13 protein-coding genes and 2 pseudogenes are annotated in these 17,299 nt (G+C 62.7%); 11 read left to right on the top strand and 4 right to left on the bottom strand.

The window, feature by feature from the left end; genetic code table 11:
• Positions 1 to 7 precede the first annotated feature (7 nt).
• The 9 genes from RBB32_RS08045 (at position 8) to RBB32_RS08010 (ending at position 12,233) form a co-directional block, all read left to right on the top strand.
• Positions 8 to 790, top strand: coding sequence for a phosphodiesterase (locus RBB32_RS08045; RefSeq protein ID WP_306152185.1), 783 nt, complete (start codon positions 8 to 10; stop codon positions 788 to 790).
• Between the two features lie 941 nt (positions 791 to 1,731).
• Positions 1,732 to 3,423, top strand: coding sequence for a methyltransferase domain-containing protein (locus tag RBB32_RS08040; protein ID WP_306152184.1), 1,692 nt, complete (start codon positions 1,732 to 1,734; stop codon positions 3,421 to 3,423).
• 70 nt (positions 3,424 to 3,493) lie between these two features.
• Positions 3,494 to 4,366, top strand: coding sequence for a methylenetetrahydrofolate reductase [NAD(P)H] (gene metF / locus RBB32_RS08035; RefSeq protein ID WP_306152183.1), 873 nt, complete (start codon positions 3,494 to 3,496; stop codon positions 4,364 to 4,366).
• 15 nt (positions 4,367 to 4,381) lie between these two features.
• Positions 4,382 to 5,455, top strand: a complete 1,074-nt coding sequence (locus RBB32_RS21340; protein ID WP_371931035.1) for a homocysteine S-methyltransferase family protein — start codon at positions 4,382 to 4,384, stop codon at positions 5,453 to 5,455.
• Positions 5,452 to 8,118: a methionine synthase gene (gene metH, locus RBB32_RS08030; RefSeq protein WP_371931034.1), complete on the top strand. Its 2,667-nt coding sequence runs from the start codon at positions 5,452 to 5,454 to the stop codon at positions 8,116 to 8,118. The genes RBB32_RS21340 and metH overlap by 4 nt, the downstream gene beginning before the upstream one ends.
• 66 nt (positions 8,119 to 8,184) lie before the next feature.
• Positions 8,185 to 9,375 (top strand): methionine adenosyltransferase, encoded by a 1,191-nt coding sequence (metK, locus tag RBB32_RS08025; RefSeq protein WP_306152182.1) that lies wholly within the window; start codon positions 8,185 to 8,187, stop codon positions 9,373 to 9,375.
• Between the two features lie 34 nt (positions 9,376 to 9,409).
• The gene (ahcY, locus tag RBB32_RS08020; RefSeq protein ID WP_306152181.1) at positions 9,410 to 10,825 is read left to right on the top strand and encodes an adenosylhomocysteinase; all 1,416 of its coding nucleotides are present in this window, start codon (positions 9,410 to 9,412) and stop codon (positions 10,823 to 10,825) included.
• 10 nt (positions 10,826 to 10,835) lie between these two features.
• Complete coding sequence (locus tag RBB32_RS08015; RefSeq protein WP_306152180.1) at positions 10,836 to 11,828, top strand: adenosine kinase; 993 nt, start codon at positions 10,836 to 10,838, stop codon at positions 11,826 to 11,828.
• Between the two features lie 48 nt (positions 11,829 to 11,876).
• Positions 11,877 to 12,233 carry a hypothetical protein gene (locus RBB32_RS08010; protein ID WP_306152179.1) on the top strand — a complete coding sequence of 119 codons (357 nt, stop codon included), beginning with the start codon at positions 11,877 to 11,879 and terminating at the stop codon, positions 12,231 to 12,233.
• 86 nt (positions 12,234 to 12,319) lie between these two features.
• Here RBB32_RS08010 and RBB32_RS08005 read toward each other — a convergent pair.
• Positions 12,320 to 12,442, bottom strand: a pseudogene (locus RBB32_RS08005) (DUF4172 domain-containing protein); the annotation flags it as partial.
• 61 nt (positions 12,443 to 12,503) lie between these two features.
• On the opposite strand from RBB32_RS08005, the pseudogene RBB32_RS08000 reads away from it, so the two are divergent.
• Both RBB32_RS08000 and RBB32_RS07995 read left to right on the top strand, forming a co-directional pair.
• Positions 12,504 to 12,793, top strand: a pseudogene (locus RBB32_RS08000) (hypothetical protein); the annotation flags it as partial.
• Between the two features lie 48 nt (positions 12,794 to 12,841).
• Complete coding sequence (locus tag RBB32_RS07995; RefSeq protein ID WP_306152178.1) at positions 12,842 to 13,168, top strand: hypothetical protein; 327 nt, start codon at positions 12,842 to 12,844, stop codon at positions 13,166 to 13,168.
• Positions 13,169 to 13,215: 47 nt separating this feature from the next.
• Here the strand turns inward: RBB32_RS07995 and RBB32_RS07990 are convergent, their stop codons facing one another.
• From RBB32_RS07990 to RBB32_RS07980, 3 genes are read right to left on the bottom strand one after another with little or no spacing between them, the layout of a single operon-like run.
• Positions 13,216 to 14,661, bottom strand: coding sequence for an NAD-dependent succinate-semialdehyde dehydrogenase (locus RBB32_RS07990; protein WP_306152177.1), 1,446 nt, complete (start codon positions 14,659 to 14,661; stop codon positions 13,216 to 13,218).
• A 3-nt stretch (positions 14,662 to 14,664) separates the two neighbouring features.
• A complete protein-coding gene (locus tag RBB32_RS07985) occupies positions 14,665 to 15,711 on the bottom strand; it encodes a tartrate dehydrogenase (protein ID WP_306152176.1) in 1,047 nt (348 codons plus the stop codon).
• A 23-nt stretch (positions 15,712 to 15,734) separates the two neighbouring features.
• The gene (locus RBB32_RS07980; protein WP_306152175.1) at positions 15,735 to 17,198 is read right to left on the bottom strand and encodes an aldehyde dehydrogenase; all 1,464 of its coding nucleotides are present in this window, start codon (positions 17,196 to 17,198) and stop codon (positions 15,735 to 15,737) included.
• Between the last annotated feature and the right edge of the window lie 101 nt (positions 17,199 to 17,299).

Raw genomic sequence — 17,299 nt, 5'->3', positions numbered from 1 at the left:
GGACACCATGACCCGCATCCTGCAAATCTCCGATCTGCACATCATGCCCGAGGGGCAGCTTCTTAACGGCACCATCGACACCGCTGCGGCGCTGCGACAAATGCTGGCCGGGCTGACGGGCCTGTTGCCCGTCATCGGCCCGGTGGAGCGGCTGGTGATTTCGGGCGACCTGACGGAGACGGGATGCAAAGGCGCCTATGACCACCTTTGCCACATCATGGCCGATGCGCCGCTGCCATGGCGCGCCATCCCCGGCAATCATGATAGCCGCGAGGCGATGCGCACCTTCGCGGCTCAGGACGACTGGATGCCCGATGATGGGCCGATCAACTGGCGCGAGGATCTGGAGGATGTCACCATCCTTGGCCTTGATACGCTGGTTGAAGGGTCAGCCCACGGGGCTCTGACCGACGCGACGCTGGATTGGCTAAGCGCGACGCTGCGCGATCTGCGGCACCGTCCCGTACTGATCTTCATGCATCATCCGCCCGTTGAGACGGGCATATCCGGAATGGACACCATCGGCCTCACCCCCAATCCTCGATTCAAAGCCCTGTTGCGTGACCACGACGGCGCGGTGCAGATCGCCTGCGGGCATGTGCACCGCATGATCACGGGGCAGTTTGCCGGACGCCCGGTCACGATTGCGCCGGGCACCTCACATGCTGTTGGCCTTGATCTTCGCATGGATGCCGGGATCACGTTTATACCGGGTCACTCCGGCGCTGTAATGCACGATATCGGGACCGAGTGCCGAACACTGCTGATTTCAAGTGACGATTTCTGTTGATGGACAATGCAGCATCTGAACGCTTCCCAGCCGCGTCCGCGATGTTGCATGATGCCTCGTGACGCGAGGAATGTTCATCACGGGTTTGTAGCGGTCACACGGCGCTGCCGTGAATTCCTCTGATGCTGACACGATCTCAATGTCCGCTCCCAGCACCCAAGCTGGATCAGCCCGCAGCTGCGTCAAATGATCGCTTGCCACCTTTCTTTCAGTTGCGCTCTTAGTGGCGGCGAAGACCGAGAAAGCGTGGTGAACGGCAGGAAAGTCTGCACAGCAGGCTTTGATACGCCACGCAGACGATTGTCTGGTGTCCGCCGCGCCTATCGAACCATCGCGAATTGCCCATTGCGGCCCTCGATGCAATTTGAGGTAAACGTCTGGTAAGGGTACAGCTGCGACCTTCATCGATATTCGCGCTTTGAGCATGATCGCGCAAAGCAGTTCTACTGCTGGGGTTACAATCTCGCATCAGGTGATTGAAAGAAAAGTCGCATCCGGCATCGCCCAGCACCTTGGCGAAAGTTAGCTTAACTAAGCGTATTTGAAAGCGGCATTTCGCATGATTCTCCGTGTTTCCTGCATATGGGCTGTGACGGTGAATATTTAAGCGCGAAATTTATTGTGCTTTTACAGGCCTTTGGGTGACGGGTTGCGTGATTTCATGAAAATTTCGCACACAAAGGTTGAATATTCTTCAGTTGAAAAGTTACGCAATGGGATATTAACGGTCGGCGAAAACTTCTATAGACGAAATTCTCCGGCCGGGCGGTGAGGCGCAAAACGACCCGACCGCCATTGATCACAGGGATCTGCCCACGCAACGACGTGCGGACTGAACAACGACAACCCTGACGGCACCGCCTCTGTATTCCGCGCCGCGGAATCCGGATGCCCGGTTACGGACAAGTGCGGGCTGCCGTCATCAGATAACGGAGAGAGACATGACCAGCGATGTCGCCGGCAACGCCGAACTGACCATGACCCAGCAGGCTTACAGCAAGGATCCGTTGGCAGACCGCGAGACGGGGCATTATCGCAAGGAATACGTCACCAGCTTCGTTGACAAATGGGACGAGCTGATCGACTGGAGCGGCCGCGCCCAGAGCGAAGGGCAGTTTTTCATCGACATCCTGAAGGCGCGCGGCAAGGAACGCGTGCTGGACGTGGCCTGCGGCACCGGCTTTCACTCGGTGCGCCTGACCGAGGCGGGCTTTGACGTGACCGCGGCCGACGGTAACGCGGCAATGGTCGCCAAGGCCTTCGAGAACGGCCAGAGCCGCGGCCTGATCCTCAAGACGGCTCAGGCGGACTGGCGTTGGCTGAACCGGGACATTCACGGCAAGTACGATGCGATCATCTGCCTTGGCAATTCGTTCACCCACCTGCATGAAGAGCAGGACCGTCGCCGCGCCCTGGCCGAGTTCTATGCCGCGCTCAAGCATGACGGCGTGCTGATCCTCGACCAGCGGAACTATGACGCCATGCTCGACCACGGCTTTTCGAGCAAGCACAAGTTCTATTATTGCGGCGACGATGTCACCGCCGAGCCGGACCATATCGACGACGGGCTTTGCCGGATGCGCTACAGCTTCCCCGACGGGGCGTCCTACACGCTGAACATGGCCCCGATCCGCAAGGATTACATGCGCCGCCTGTTCCGCGAGGCCGGGTTCGAGCGCGTGCGCACCTATGGCGACTTTCAGGATACCTATGCCGAGGAAGATCCCGACTTCTTCATTCACGTCGCCGAGAAATCGGCCGAGCACGTGGCCCGCTGGGGCGGCAACGGGGCCGATGGCCAGCAGGATATCCGCGATGTCGCGGAAACCTATTATGACAGCGACGACGCCGACACGTTCTATTCCACCATCTGGGGCGGCGAGGACCTGCATATCGGGCGCTATACGACCACCAAGAACATCCGCGAAGCCAGCGACCTGACGATCGAAAGCATGATCGACGCGCTGCCCGGCCTGAAAGCCGGATCGCGGGTTCTGGACCTTGGTGCGGGCTATGGCGGGGCGATGCGCACCGTCGTGAAGAAGACCGGCTGCGAGGCTGTGTGTCTGAACATTTCCGAAACCCAGAACGAGTATAACCTTGGCAAGGTCCGGGCTGCACGGCTGGCCGACAAGATCAGCATCCGCCACGGCGTGTTCGAGGACGTGCCAGAGGCCGACGAGAGTGTCGACGTGGTCTGGAGCCAGGATGCCTTCCTGCATTCCGATCAGCGCGATCAGGTCTTCGCCGAGGCGTTCCGCGTGCTGAAACCGGGCGGTCACCTGATATTCACCGACCCGATGCAGGCCGATGACGTGCCCGAAGGCGTGCTGCAGCCCGTCTATGACCGGCTGCAACTCAACAGCCTGGGCTCGCCCGGCTTCTACCGCCAGACGGCCGAGGCGCTTGGCTTCGAGACGGTACAGCAGGAAGATGCGGTCAGCGACCTGCGGACGCACTATGCCCGGGTCCGCGAAGAGCTTCTGGCGCATTACGACGAGCTGCGCGAAAAGGGCTGCTCGGCCGAGTATCTCGACAAGATGGCGGTTGGCCTGCAGAACTGGGTGAAGGCCGCGGATGACGGCCACCTCGCCTGGGGCATCCAGCATTTCCGCAAGCCCGTAAAACACTGAACCCCGCGACGGGGGTGCCGTGGCGCGCCCCCGCCTTTTCCCTCCCGATCACCGAGATGGAGACACGCACATGACAGGTACGTCCGATACGCCGTCAATTTCGTTCGAGCTTTTTCCGCCCAAGACGGAGGCCGGTGTGACCCGACTGCGCGATACCGTGGCGCAACTGCGTGCGGCCGACCCGGAGTATTTCTCGGTCACCTACGGCGCCGGGGGCACGACCCGTGACACCACGGCGCGCGTGGTCGATCAGGTCGCCGGCCAAACCGGCCTTCCCGTGGCGCATCACTTCACCTGCGTCGGCGCCAGCCGGGTCGAGATCGACCGGCAGGCCGAAGGGTTCTGGGAAAACGGCATCCACAAGATCGTCGCGCTGCGCGGTGATCTGCCAGAGGGCCAAAGCCTGCCCGAGGATGGATATAACGATGCGGCGGAACTGGTCGCGGCGCTACGGCGCAAGGGCGATTTCGACATTTCGGTCGCGGCCTATCCAGAGGTGCACCCGGAGGCCCGCGATGCTGCCGCCGACATGGACCACCTCAAGCGCAAGATCGACAACGGCGCGGCGCGGGCGATCACGCAATATGCCTTCGACACCGACACCGTGCTGCGGTTCGTCGATCGCGCGCGGGCTGCGGGCATCGACGCGCCGATCGTGGCCGGGATAATGCCGGTCGCCAATTTCGAGGGGCTGAAGCGGTTTTCCGCGGGCTGTGGCGCCTCGGTGCCCGACTGGATGGGCCAGATGTTCGACGGGCTGGACGAGGCGCCCGAAACCCGCGCGATGGTCGCGACGGGCGTTGCCGCCGAGCAATGCCGCCGCCTGATGGAGGCCGGGATCACCGACTTTCACTTCTATACGCTCAACCAGCCGAAAGTGACGCTGGCTGTTTGCAGGACATTGGGGCTGACCCCCAGTATTGTGGCCGAGAACGCCGCTTGAAGGATTGAAGAACGCATGACCAAGACACACGACATAGCCGCAGCCAACGCCGACCGCATTCTGGTGCTGGACGGGGCGATGGGCACGATGATCCAGCAGGAAAAGCCAGACGAGGCCGCCTACCGCGGCGAGCGGTTCAAGGATCATCCCAGCGACGTGGGCGGCAACAACGAGCTGCTGACCCTGACCCAGCCCGACATGATCCGCAAGATCCACGAGGATTTCCTGCATGCGGGCGCCGACATCCTGTGCACCAACACCTTCGGCGCCAACACTATCAGCCAAGCCGATTACGACATGACGGACCTGGTGGTCGAGATGAACACCGAATCCGTCCGCCTTGCGCGGGAGGCCGCCGATGCGGTCGCCACGCCCGACCGGCCGCGCTGGGTTGCGGGGGGCATCGGCCCGACCAACCAGACCGCCAGCATCAGCCCGGACGTGAACGACCCCGGCTTCAGGGCGGTGACGTTCGACGATCTGGCCCGCGCCTACGGCGAGGCGGCGCGCGCGCTGATCGAGGCGGGCGCTGACCTGCTGCTGATCGAGACGATCTTTGACACGCTGAATGCCAAGGCCGCGCTTTTCGCCATCGACAGCCTGTCGGACGAGGGGCTGACCGTTCCGCCGCTGATGATTTCCGGCACCATCACCGACCGTTCGGGGCGCACCCTGACCGGCCAGACGCCCGAGGCGTTCTGGGTCTCGATGAGCCACGCGCGGCCGTTTTCCATCGGTCTCAACTGCGCGCTGGGCGCCGAGGAAATGCGCAAGCATGTGCGCACCCTGTCCGATGTCGCCGACACCCGCATCAGCGCCTATCCCAACGCCGGCCTGCCGAACGAGATGGGCGGCTACGACGAAACGCCCGAGGAAACCGCCGAGCACCTCGCCGAGTGGGCCCAGTCCGGGCTGGTCAACATCGTCGGCGGCTGCTGCGGCACCACGCCCGAACATATCCGCGCCATCGCGGAGGCGGTCGAAGGCAAGTCGCCCCGGAAAATCCGCGAGAAGGTGCGCCGGATGCGCCTGAGCGGTCTGGAGATGTTCGAAGCCCAGGGCACGGACGCGAAGGAGGACGCGGCATGAGCACAGGCGTTTCCAACTTTATCAATATCGGCGAGCGGACCAACGTCACCGGGTCCGCCAAGTTCAAGAAGCTGATCATGGACGGCGACTATGCCACCGCGCTCGACGTGGCGCGCCAGCAGGTCGAAAACGGCGCCCAGATCATCGACGTGAACATGGACGAGGGGCTGCTCGACTCGGAAGAGGCGATGAAGACCTTCCTCAACCTCATCGCCTCGGAGCCCGATATCAGCCGCGTGCCGGTGATGATCGACAGCTCGAAATTCGAGGTGATCGAAGCGGGCCTGAAATGCGTGCAGGGGCGCGCCGTGGTCAACTCCATCTCGCTGAAAGAGGGCGAGGAGGCGTTTCTGGAGCAGGCCCGCACCGTGCGCCGCTATGGCGCCGCCGTGGTGGTCATGGCCTTCGACGAGAACGGCCAGGCCGAAACCGCGCAGCACAAGTTCGAGATCTGCAAGCGTTCGCATGACCTGCTGGTGGAAAAGGCCGGGTTCGAGCCGTGGGACATCATCTTCGATCCCAACATCTTTGCCGTGGCGACGGGGATCGAGGAACACAACGACTATGCCAACGCCTTTTTCGAAGCGACGCGCATGATCAAGGAGGCGATGCCGCATTGCCATGTCTCGGGGGGCCTCTCGAACGTGTCGTTCAGCTTCCGCGGCAATAACGCCGTGCGCGAGGCGATGCACTCGGCCTTCCTGTACCACGCGATCCCGCTGGGTATGAACATGGGGATCGTCAATGCCGGGCAGATCACCGTCTATGACGACATCCCCGACGAGCTGCGCGAGCATGTCGAGGATGTGCTTCTGAACCGGCGCGACGACGCGACAGAGCGGCTGTTGGATATCGCCGACAAGTACAAGGGCTCGGGCGAGGCGTCGAAGAAGGAAGACCCGAAATGGCGCGAGCAGGAAGTCGAAAAGCGGCTTGAACATGCGCTGGTGCATGGCATCACCGACTACGTGATCGACGATACCGAGGAGTGCCGCCAGCGCGCGGAAAAGCCGCTCGACGTGATCGAGGGGCCGCTGATGGATGGCATGAACGTCGTCGGCGACCTCTTTGGCGACGGCAAGATGTTCCTGCCGCAGGTGGTGAAATCCGCCCGCGTGATGAAGGCCGCCGTGGCGCATCTGCTGCCCTACATGGAAGAGGAAAAGCGCCTCTCGGGCGACACCTCGGCGAAGGGCAAGATCATCATGGCCACCGTGAAGGGCGACGTGCACGATATCGGCAAGAACATCGTTGGCGTCGTGCTGCAGTGCAACAACTATGACGTGGTCGACCTTGGCGTGATGGTCCCGGCCGAGGACATTCTCGAGGCGGCGAAAAAGGAGAAAGCCGACATCATCGGGCTGTCCGGTCTGATCACCCCGTCGCTTGACCGGATGGTCGACGTGGCCGCCGAGATGAAACGGCAGGATTTCGACCTGCCGCTACTGATTGGTGGGGCGACCACCTCGAAAAAGCATACCGCGCTGAAGATCGCGCCGGAGTATGAGCATGGCGTGATCCATGTCGATGACGCGTCCAAGGCTGTCGGCGTGGTGTCGCGGCTGCTGTCCAAGACCGCGCGGCCGGACTTTCTGGCCGATGTCGCCACCGAGCAGGACAAGCTGCGCGACGGGATGAAGAGCACGGGCGAGCGCCCCACCGCCGCGCTGACCGAGGCGCGCAAATCGAAGTTCGACGGCGGCTGGGACAGCTACACGCCGCCCGCGCCGCAGACGCCGGGCCTGACGGTGATCGACGACATGGACATCGCCAAGCTGCGGGAGTTCATCGACTGGACGCCGTTTTTCAACACCTGGGAGATGAAGGGCAAGTTTCCCGGCATCCTCGACGATCCCGACAAGGGACCGGCGGCGCGCGAGCTTTACGACAACGCGCAGAAAATGCTGGACCGGATCGAGAAAGAGGACTGGTTCAGTCCGCGCGGCGTGGTTGGCCTCTGGCCCGCCAATGCGCAGGGCGACGATATCGTCGTCTGGGCGGACGAGACCCGCAAGAACGCAGCCGCCCGCATGCCGCAACTGCGCCAGCAGCGCAGCAAGTCGAACGGCAAGCCGCAGATGTGCCTTGCCGATTTCGTGGCGCCCGAAGGCACTGAGGACTGGGTTGGCGGCTTTACTGTCACCGCCGGGCGAGAGGTGCACGACATCGCCGACCGTCTGAAGGCCGAAGGCAACGATTATGACGCCATCATGATGCAGGCGCTGGGCGATCGGATCGCCGAGGCCTTCGCCGAGGCATTGCACGCCCGTGTGCGGCGCAACCTTTGGGGCTATGCCGCGGACGAGACACAGGATAACGAGGCTCTGATCCGCGAGCAGTATCGCGGCATCCGTCCTGCCCCGGGCTATCCGGCCAACCCCGACCACACCGAGAAGCGCACGTTGTTCGACCTTCTGGATGCGCCCGAGCATACCGGTGTCACACTGACCGAAAGCTGCGCGATGTGGCCCGCCTCGGCGGTGTCGGGCCTCTATTTTGCCCATCCTGACTCGGCCTATTTCGGCATTGGCCGGATCGGCCCCGACCAGGTGGCCGACTATGCCGAGCGCAAGGGTATGAAGATTGCCGAGGTGGAGGCGTGGCTGCAACCCAGCCTGTCTTACACACCCGACAAGTCATCGGCCGATCGAAAGATCGCCTGACCCCCGCAAAAATTCGATTTTTGCCAAAAGCGACCCAACCCCACGACAGTGGAGAAAGGACCAATTATGAGCGACAAGTCATGGCTATTCACCAGTGAATCGGTGTCCGAGGGGCACCCCGACAAGGTCTGCGACCGGATTTCGGACGCGGTACTGGATGCCTATCTCGCCGCTGACCCGCAATCGCGCGTGGCCTGCGAGACACTGGCCACCACCGACCACGTCACCATCGCTGGCGAGGTGCGCGGGCCGGAGAGCGTGCTGAAGGATGTCGAGCAGATCGCCCGCGACGCGATCCGCGATATCGGCTATGAGCAGCAAGGCTTTTCCTGGAAGGATGCCGAGATCATCTGCCGCCTGCACGCGCAATCGGCGGATATCGCCATGGGTGTCGACGAGGGCGAAAAAGGCGAGGAAGGTGCCGGCGATCAGGGCATCATGTTCGGCTATGCCTGCAACGAGACCGAAGAGCTGATGCCGGCCCCGATCCAGTTCGCGCACAATATCCTGCGCACGATGGCCGAGGACCGCAAATCGGGAAAGCAGCCGAAATTCGGCCCCGACGCCAAGAGCCAGGTCACGCTGAAATACCAGAACGGCAAACCGGTCGGCCTCGACACAGTGGTCGTCTCGACCCAGCATGCCGAAGGACTGAGCCAGGACGACGTGCGCGCGCTGGTCGAGCCCTACATCACTGACTGCTTCAAGGAAGAGGGCTGGGCCCTGCCGTCGCAGGACAAGATCATCGTCAACCCGACCGGCAATTTCGTCATTGGCGGCCCGGACGGTGACGCGGGCCTTACCGGCCGCAAGATCATCGTCGATACTTATGGTGGCGCGGCCCCGCATGGCGGTGGCGCGTTTTCCGGCAAGGACCCGACCAAGGTGGACCGCTCGGCGGCCTATATCTCGCGCTACATGGCCAAGAACGTCGTCGCTGCCGGACTGGCCGACAAGTGCCAGATCCAGTTGGCCTATGCCATTGGCGTGCCCGAGCCGGTCGCCATCTATGTCGACACGCTGGGCACGGGCCGGGTCGACGAATCCAAGCTGGCCAGCACCCTGCGCGAAATGGTGCGCCTAACCCCGCGCGGCATCCGCGAGCACCTGGGCCTGTTGAAGCCGGTCTATGCCCGCACCGCCGCTTATGGCCACTTCGGGCGCGTCCCGGACGATGAGGGCGGATTCAGCTGGGAACGCACGGATCTGGCCAATGAACTGGCCCGCACCTTCGGCGTATCCGCCGCAGCAGAATGATCCGAAACACCAGAACCAAGAAAGGAAACGCGACATGAACAAGCCAGAGAGTGTCAGTCCCGCGGACAGCGCGATCCGTGACATCGCTCTTGCCGGTTTCGGCCGCAAGGAGCTGGACATCGCCGAGACCGAGATGCCGGGCCTTATGGCCCTGCGCGAGGAATACGGGCAAGACAAGCCGCTCAAGGGCGCGCGCATCGCGGGGTCGTTGCACATGACGATCCAGACCGCCTGCCTGATCGAAACGCTGGTGGCGCTGGGCGCGGAGGTCCGCTGGGCCTCGTGCAACATCTTTTCCACCCAGGACCACGCCGCGGCCGTGATCGCCGAGGGCGGCACGCCGGTCTTCGCGGTCAAGGGCGAGACGCTGGAAGAATACTGGGATTATTGCGACCGCATTTTCCAGTTCGAAGACGGCGGCGCCAACATGATCCTGGACGATGGCGGCGACGCCACGCTCTATATCCTGATCGGCGCACGGGTCGAGGCCGGTGAAACCGGGCTGATCGAGACGCCGACCTCTGAGGAGGAGGAGTGCCTGTTCGCGCAGATCAAGAAGCGCATGGCCGAAAGCCCCGGCTGGTTCACCAAGCAGCGCGACATGATCAAGGGCGTCAGCGAGGAAACGACGACCGGCGTGCATCGCCTTTACAAGATGATGCAGGAAGGGCAACTGCCGTTCCCCGCGATCAACGTGAATGACAGCGTCACCAAGTCGAAGTTCGACAACAAGTACGGCTGCAAGGAAAGCCTTGTCGATGGCATCCGCCGCGCCACCGATACCATGATGGCCGGCAAGGTTGCCGTGGTCATGGGCTATGGCGACGTGGGCAAAGGCTCGGCCGCCTCGCTCAAGGGTGCAGGCGCCCGGGTCTTGGTCACGGAAGTCGATCCGATCTGTGCGCTTCAAGCGGCCATGGATGGCTTTGAGGTGACGACCCTGGAAGACGTGGTCAGCACCGCCGACATCTTCGTGACCACCACCGGCAACAAGGACGTGATCCGCATCGAGCATATGCGCGAGATGAAGGATATGGCGATCGTCGGCAATATCGGCCACTTCGACAATGAAATTCAGGTGGCCAGCCTGAAGAACCACAAGTGGACCAACATCAAGGAACAGGTCGACATGATCGAACTGCCCTCGGGCAACCGGATCATCCTGTTGTCGGAGGGGCGCCTTTTGAACCTTGGTAACGCCACCGGGCACCCGTCCTTCGTGATGTCGGCCAGCTTTACCAACCAGGTTCTGGCGCAGATCGAGCTGTGGCAGCGCGGTGAGCAGTACAAGAACGAGGTTTATATCCTGCCCAAGCACCTGGATGAAAAGGTGGCCCGGCTGCACCTTGACCGGATCGGCGTGAAATTGACCCCGCTTGACCCTGAACAGGCGGCCTATATCGGCGTGCAGCCCGAGGGGCCGTACAAGCCGGAACACTACCGTTATTGAGGAGCGAGACATGACCGAACGAACACCGCATATCGTGGGTTTGGGCAACGCGCTGGTCGATGTCGTCGCCGCGGTCGAGCCCGATGTCGTCACGCGGCACGGGCTGACCCCGGGAGGCATGCACCTGGTGGATGCCGACGCGGCCCACGCCCTTTTCGAGGATGTCGGCCCCGGTATCCGCCAGTCCGGCGGATCGGTGGCCAACTCCATCGCGCATCTGGCCGACACGCCTGTCCGGGGCACCTACCTGGGCAAGGTGGCCAATGATGATCTCGGCGATGCCTTCTGCGAGGAAATGTCGGGCATGGGGCTGGCGGCACCGGTTGCCGTGGCACAGAACGACGATCACGGCACGGGCCGCTGCGTCGTGCTGGTCACGCCGGACGGCGAGCGCACCATGAGCACCTACCTGGGAGCGGCGACCACGCTGATGCCCCCGGAGGCGCTCGCGGCCTTGCCCGAAGAGTTCGATATCCTGTTTATCGAAGGCTATATATGGGACGCCCCGCATGGCGCGGCGGTGATCGAACGCTTGGCCGTAGCGGCGCAGGCCGCCGGGGCGAAGGTGGCGCTGACACCGTCGGATGCTGGCTGCGTCGAGCGCAACATAGACGTCATGCGCAACTTCGTCTCGCGCCATGTCGACATCCTTGTCGGCAATCAGGCCGAGGTGGCCGCGCTGGCGGGGTGCGACGGCGCGGACGCGGCACTTGGCTGGGCAATGACGCGGGTCTCGGTCGCTGCAGTGACCGAGCACGACAAGGGCTCCATTGTCGCCGATGCCGACGGTCGCCACCACATCCCGGCGGCTGACGTGCCTCGCGTCGTAGACAGCACCGGCGCCGGGGATGCCTATGCCAGCGGTTTCCTGTCGGCATTGGCCCGCGGCTTGCCGGTTCAAGAGGCTGGCAAGCTCGGTGCGGAACACGCAGCCCGGGTGTTGGTCCACTACGGTGCGCGCGACGGTGACGCAGCCAAGGCGATCGCCTTGCCGGCGGCCTGAGTAGAACTGCCAGCAGCAGGTCACAGGTCTTGGGTGCCATGAACGTTCATGGCGCCACCGGCCAACGTTGACGCAGAAAATCGCGGTATCGGCCAGACGAATTGGCTGGCCGATACCAAGCGTGGCTTTTGCAGAGAACAACAAGATCGTGCCGCGCTTCTTGTAAAGCTTTCTGTTTCAGTATTCGCCGGAAAGGCCCAATTTCTTTTACCTGTTCAGGTCTTACTTAAAGTCCAGGCAGATATTTCCGCACTCGCGATCTTAACTTTTGTGCGATTAATCATTCTTGAGGCTGGCAATCGCCTCTTCGGGTCTGATTTTCCACGTTCCTCTTTTAAAGAAATTCTCTACGAACACGCTAAGCTGACGATCACCACTGTCTTAAAATCAAGGCCTGCTTGGTGAATCCGAAGGTCCGGAAATTCCGCAATCACGCCATAGGTTGGTCGCGCAGAGAAAGACCGCTTACCGCCGGATCTGCCGACGATGCACTACCCGCCGATGTCTTCAAGATTCAGCCAGTAACGCGTGTATCGGCGTTCGCCTGTGCGCGTCAGGGCTCCAATCTCGACAAGTTCTTTTAGATCCCTCGTAGCAGTCGCGCGGGCATTGCCAACTTGCTGCCGTATCTTGATACGTCTAGCGCTTTATCATGAGAATACCAGCTGAGATGCCGCGCCTAGCACGGCGGACGTCGAGGACCTGTTAGCTGAACGAGGTGTAACCGTCAGCCGGGAAACTGTGTGCAAATGGGTGAACCTATTTGGCCGGCATTTCGCCGATTGCATAAAGCGTGACCGTCCCACCGCTGCAGGCAGATGGCATCTAGACGAAGTCGTCGTCCCGATCAAATCAACACCATGTTCAGACCCCGACGCTACCGCCCCTCCACCGTCTCATACCGCTACGCAAGGTTCGATGCCTTCGACCTGTGGCACGATTATGCGCTTGAAATGACCGCCTGAGAAAATCACCCTTGGGGACCGTCACAGGGCATTGCCGTCAAGTCGGCAATGCCGTTCCAGCGCATCATGCGCTGGTTCCGCAAGGTCGACGGGCGCGTGGTGTTCGGCGGTCGCGGCACGCTGGGGGCCGTCGATTCCCCTGCCGCGTTCCGCTGGCTTGAGCATGCTATGAACAAGATTTTTCCCGATCTGGCAGACATACCCATTGCCTATCGCTGGTCCGGCCAGGTCTCGCTGACCTTCGATGGCCAGCCGCACGACCTAGGCCTGAATGCCCGTGAAGGTATCCCGAAGATACCTTTCTATCCGATGCGCGCCATCGCGGTACGCTCGATGACGTTCTGCTACGAAATGCTCCACACCGTAGGGCTTTAACAGGCGATCGCGCGGCGAGCGATCCACGCCCTCCGCCTGAGTTCCGGTCAGGAACCGGCAAGTCCGCCCACGTGAAACGCCTTGATCTCGAGATATTCTTCGACCCCTTCACGCGCCCCTTCGCGGCCGAGCCCCGATGCCTTGACGCCGCCGAATGGGCTTTCGGCATGGCTGACTACCCCGGTGTTCAGCGCCACGATACCGAATTCCAGCGCCTCGCCCACGCGGAACGCACGCGCCAAGTCGCGCGTGTAGAAATAGGCCGCAAGCCCAAAGGGCGTGCCGTTGGCAGATGCGATCGCCTCGTCCTCGGTGTCAAAGCGGAAGATCGGCGCGACGGGTCCGAAAGTTTCTTCGCTGGCAAGCTGCATGTCCGTCGTGGCGCCGGTCAGGACCATCGGATCGGCGTATTGCGTTTCCAGCTCGCGCACGGCGGTGCTGCGTCGCGCACCCTTGGACAGGGCATCCTCGACATGGGTAGTGATCTTGCCGATTGCGGCCTCGTTGATCATCGGCCCCACGTCGGTGCCGTCGGCATCGCCCGGTCCAACGTTGAGGGCGTCCACACGCTTGGACAGTGCCGCAACGAACGCATCATGTATACCTGCCTGCACGAGTATGCGGTTCGCGCAGACACAGGTCTGCCCGCCGTTGCGAAACTTCGAGAGCATTGCGCCCTCGACCGCCGCATCGAGATCGGCATCGTCGAAAATGATGAACGGGGCGTTCCCGCCCAGCTCCAGTGACAGCTTCTTGAGCGTCGGCGCGCATTGTTCGGCCAGAAGCGCGCCCACCCGGGTTGAGCCGGTAAAGGACAGCTTGCGCACTACGGGCGAGGCAGTCAGCGTCCGGCCGATCTCTTCCGGCCGCCCCGTGAGGACGTTCAGCACACCCTTGGGAATACCGGCGCGCTCGGCGAGGACCGCCACCGCAAGCGCGGAATATGGCGTGAAGTCAGACGGTTTGACCACCATGGTGCATCCCACGGCCAGACCGGGCGCCACCTTGCGGGTGATCATCGCGATGGGGAAATTCCAGGGCGTGATGATCGCGCAGACACCCACCGGTTCCTTCATCGCCAGGATCTTCTTGCCGGGCACCGGCGCAGGTATAATCGACCCGTCGATCCGCCGCGCTTCCTCCGCGAACCAGCGGATGAAAGACGCGCCATAGGCCACCTCGCCACGGGACTCGGCCAGCGGCTTGCCCTGTTCAGCGGTCAGGATACGCGCCAGATCCTCGGTATGTTCCAACACCAGATCGTGCCACCGCATCAAGAGGTCGGCCCGCGCGGCATGGGTTCGCGCGCGCCAGTCCTTCATCGCCGTCTCAGCCGCCAGAATGGCACGCTCGGTCTCCTCGGCGGTCGTGTCGGGCATGGTGCCCATAACCGCACCGGTGGCGGGGTTGGTCACCTGCATGTCATCGCGCACAATCCACTCGCCATCGATCAGCGCGGCCTGGCGGAAAAGATCGGGATCAGTCAGTTTCATCGTTCAACCTTTCATTGCGGCAATCACAGCCGTCGTAATCTCGTCCGTGCCATGGCTGCCGGGGCGGATGCCGATGCCCTGCCCCGTCGTGGCGGCAATCGCCTTCTCCACCCGGTCGGCAGCTGTTTCTTCGCCCAGATGACGCAGCATCATCGCGCCTGACCAAATGGCTGCTATGGGGTTGGCAATCCCCTTGCCCGCGATGTCCGGGGCCGAGCCGTGCACAGGCTCGAACATGGACGGTGCGGACCGGTCGGGGCAGATATTGGCCGAGGCGGCAAAGCCAAGCCCGCCCTGGATGGCCGCGCCCAGATCGGTCAGAATGTCGCCAAAAAGGTTGGACGCCACGATCACATCCAGGTCCTCGGGGTTCATCACCATCTTGGCGGCCATCGCGTCTATGTGTACATGGCTAACCTTGACGTCAGGATACTCGGCGGCAAGCGCACGCGTCATGTCATCCCAGAAGACCATGGAATATTGCTGCGCGTTCGACTTCGTGGCCGAGGTGAGATGACCGCGCCGCGTGCGCGCCTGCTCGAACCCGAAGCGCAAGATGCGCTCCACGCCTTGCCGCGTGAAAACAGATGTTTGTACAGCCACCTCATTCTCGCGTCCCTGATGCACGCGCCCGCCCGCACCGGAATATTCGCCTTCGGTGTTTTCACGGATGCACAGGATATCGAACGCGTCGGATTTCAACGGGCCTTCCACCCCCGGCAACAGGCGGTGCGGGCGGATATTGGCATATTGATCGAATGCCTTGCGTATGGGCAGCAGCAGGCCGTGTAGCGAGACCGCGTCCGGCACCGTCTCCGGCCAGCCGACCGCCCCCAGAAAGATCGCGTCGAAGCCGCGCAACGTCTCGATTCCGTCCTCGGGCATCATCGCGCCCGTCTCGTGGTAATAGGCGCAGGACCACGGGAACGTCCCGGTGTGCAGCGTGAAATTCTCCATCTCGGCGACGGCGTGCATCACCTTCATGGCGGCCTCCGTAACATCAACTCCGATCCCATCGCCGGGGATCAAAGCAATCTGGTGTTCGCTCATGAGAAGTCCTTCTTGTCCGTCATTCAGATCGCTGCCAGCACGGATTTCGTGCGGCGGTTGGCGGTATAGGCTTCGCGCCCGAGGTCCTTGCCCAGGCCGCTGGCCTTCCATCCGCCGGTGGGCAGGATGTGGTCGCGCGAACGGCCATAGCGGTTGATCCAGACAGTGCCCGCCTCGATCTGGCGCGACACACGCAGCGCACGGGCCAGATCGCGGGTGAAGATGCCGGAACACAGCCCATAGGTCGGGTGCGCAGCCATCGCGATAGCCTCCTCTTCGGTCTCGAAGGTCTGGAATGTGGCGACCGGACCAAATATTTCTTCGGTCACGGCAGGGTTGTCCGGCGTCGGGTTTGCCAAGATTGTAGGCTGGTAATAGCTGCCCTCGCGGTCAAACCGCGCGGCGCCGCACAGTGCCTCGGCACCTTGTTCGCATGCGGCGCGAACAAGGCTGTCGATCCGGCCAAGCTGCACCTCAGAGATAATCGGGCAAAAGCCGGATTGCGCATCCCAGGTGGCCGCGGGCTCATGCCGGTTGAAACGTTCCGTCAGGCGTTCGGCCAATGCGTCGGCAACGCCGCGCGCCACGATCATGCGCGAACCGGCGACGCAGAACTGCCCGGCATTGGGCAGGATACCACGCTCCAGACATTCGGCTGCAAGGTCCAGATCGGCATCCTCGAAAACGATCATCGGGCTCTTGCCGCCCAGTTCCAGCGTCATCGGCTTAATCCCGGTACGCGCGACGTTTTCCATGATCGCGGCACCGGCACGGGTCGATCCGGTAAAGGAAATCTTGTCGATGCCGGGATGCCCCGTGATCGCCGTGCCGGTGTCCGGCCCGTCGCCCAGAACCACGTTGATCAGCCCCGCGGGCAGACCCGCGCGCACCGAAAGCTCGGCCATGTAAAGCGCCGAGAAGGGCGTCATCTCGGACGGCTTCAGAACCACCGCGTTGCCCGCGGCCAAGGCGGGTCCCAGTTTCCACCCGGCCATCGAAATCGGGAAGTTCCATGGCGTGATGGCCCCCACCACGCCATGCGGCTCCGACGTGATCATGCCCAGGCTCCCCTCTGCCGTGGGCGCAAGCGCGTCGCATTCCTTGTCTGCGAACTCAGCGAAGAACCGGATTTGCTCGGCGGTCACAGGGATGTCTCCGGCCACCGTATCGGAAACGGGCCTCGACGAACAAACCGCTTCCAGGCGAGCCAGCGCAGGCGCTTCCTCTTCCAACAGGTCCGCCCACCGATGCAGCGCGCGCAAGCGATCCCGCGGCGCGGCGCGTCCCCAACCGGATGTTTGCAGAGCCGTGCGCGCGGCCTCGACCGCGCGGTCCACGACCGACGCATCGGCGCGAGGCACCGCGCCCAGCGTGACACCACTCGACGGGGCTGTCACGGCGATCTCTTCTCGGGCAGGCACATACTGTCCGCCGATGTGATGCCTAACCGGCAATGTCAGCTTCGCAGGATCGAAGGCAAGTGTCATGATAACCTCTCGTCAGTTGTCCACAGTCTGGCGCGACCTCGCTGACAGCATTTGCCGAAAGCGTTCGGGCAACGGCATTTTTCACCGCTTGCGGCGCCCGC

It is taken from the genome of Roseovarius sp. MMSF_3281, assembly GCF_030733685.1.
Taxonomy (GTDB): domain Bacteria; phylum Pseudomonadota; class Alphaproteobacteria; order Rhodobacterales; family Rhodobacteraceae; genus Roseovarius.
The sequence above is the reverse complement of the archived record's forward strand: the minus strand, read 5'-3'. Positions and strand labels throughout refer to the sequence as shown.

What these genes read in the sequence shown, in the direction of transcription:
- RBB32_RS07985 (WP_306152176.1), bottom strand. Translation starts at nt 15,711, where the DNA reads ATGAGCGAACACCAGATTGCTTTGATCCCCGGCGATGGGATCGGAGTT.
- RBB32_RS08015 (WP_306152180.1), top strand. Translation starts at nt 10,836, where the DNA reads ATGACCGAACGAACACCGCATATCGTGGGTTTGGGCAACGCGCTGGTC.
- metH (WP_371931034.1), top strand. Translation starts at nt 5,452, where the DNA reads ATGAGCACAGGCGTTTCCAACTTTATCAATATCGGCGAGCGGACCAAC.
- ahcY (WP_306152181.1), top strand. Translation starts at nt 9,410, where the DNA reads ATGAACAAGCCAGAGAGTGTCAGTCCCGCGGACAGCGCGATCCGTGAC.
- RBB32_RS08040 (WP_306152184.1), top strand. Translation starts at nt 1,732, where the DNA reads ATGACCAGCGATGTCGCCGGCAACGCCGAACTGACCATGACCCAGCAG.
- metK (WP_306152182.1), top strand. Translation starts at nt 8,185, where the DNA reads ATGAGCGACAAGTCATGGCTATTCACCAGTGAATCGGTGTCCGAGGGG.
- RBB32_RS08045 (WP_306152185.1), top strand. Translation starts at nt 8, where the DNA reads ATGACCCGCATCCTGCAAATCTCCGATCTGCACATCATGCCCGAGGGG.
- RBB32_RS07990 (WP_306152177.1), bottom strand. Translation starts at nt 14,661, where the DNA reads ATGAAACTGACTGATCCCGATCTTTTCCGCCAGGCCGCGCTGATCGAT.
- RBB32_RS07980 (WP_306152175.1), bottom strand. Translation starts at nt 17,198, where the DNA reads ATGACACTTGCCTTCGATCCTGCGAAGCTGACATTGCCGGTTAGGCAT.
- RBB32_RS21340 (WP_371931035.1), top strand. Translation starts at nt 4,382, where the DNA reads ATGACCAAGACACACGACATAGCCGCAGCCAACGCCGACCGCATTCTG.
- RBB32_RS08010 (WP_306152179.1), top strand. Translation starts at nt 11,877, where the DNA reads ATGGCGCCACCGGCCAACGTTGACGCAGAAAATCGCGGTATCGGCCAG.
- RBB32_RS07995 (WP_306152178.1), top strand. Translation starts at nt 12,842, where the DNA reads ATGCCGTTCCAGCGCATCATGCGCTGGTTCCGCAAGGTCGACGGGCGC.
- metF (WP_306152183.1), top strand. Translation starts at nt 3,494, where the DNA reads ATGACAGGTACGTCCGATACGCCGTCAATTTCGTTCGAGCTTTTTCCG.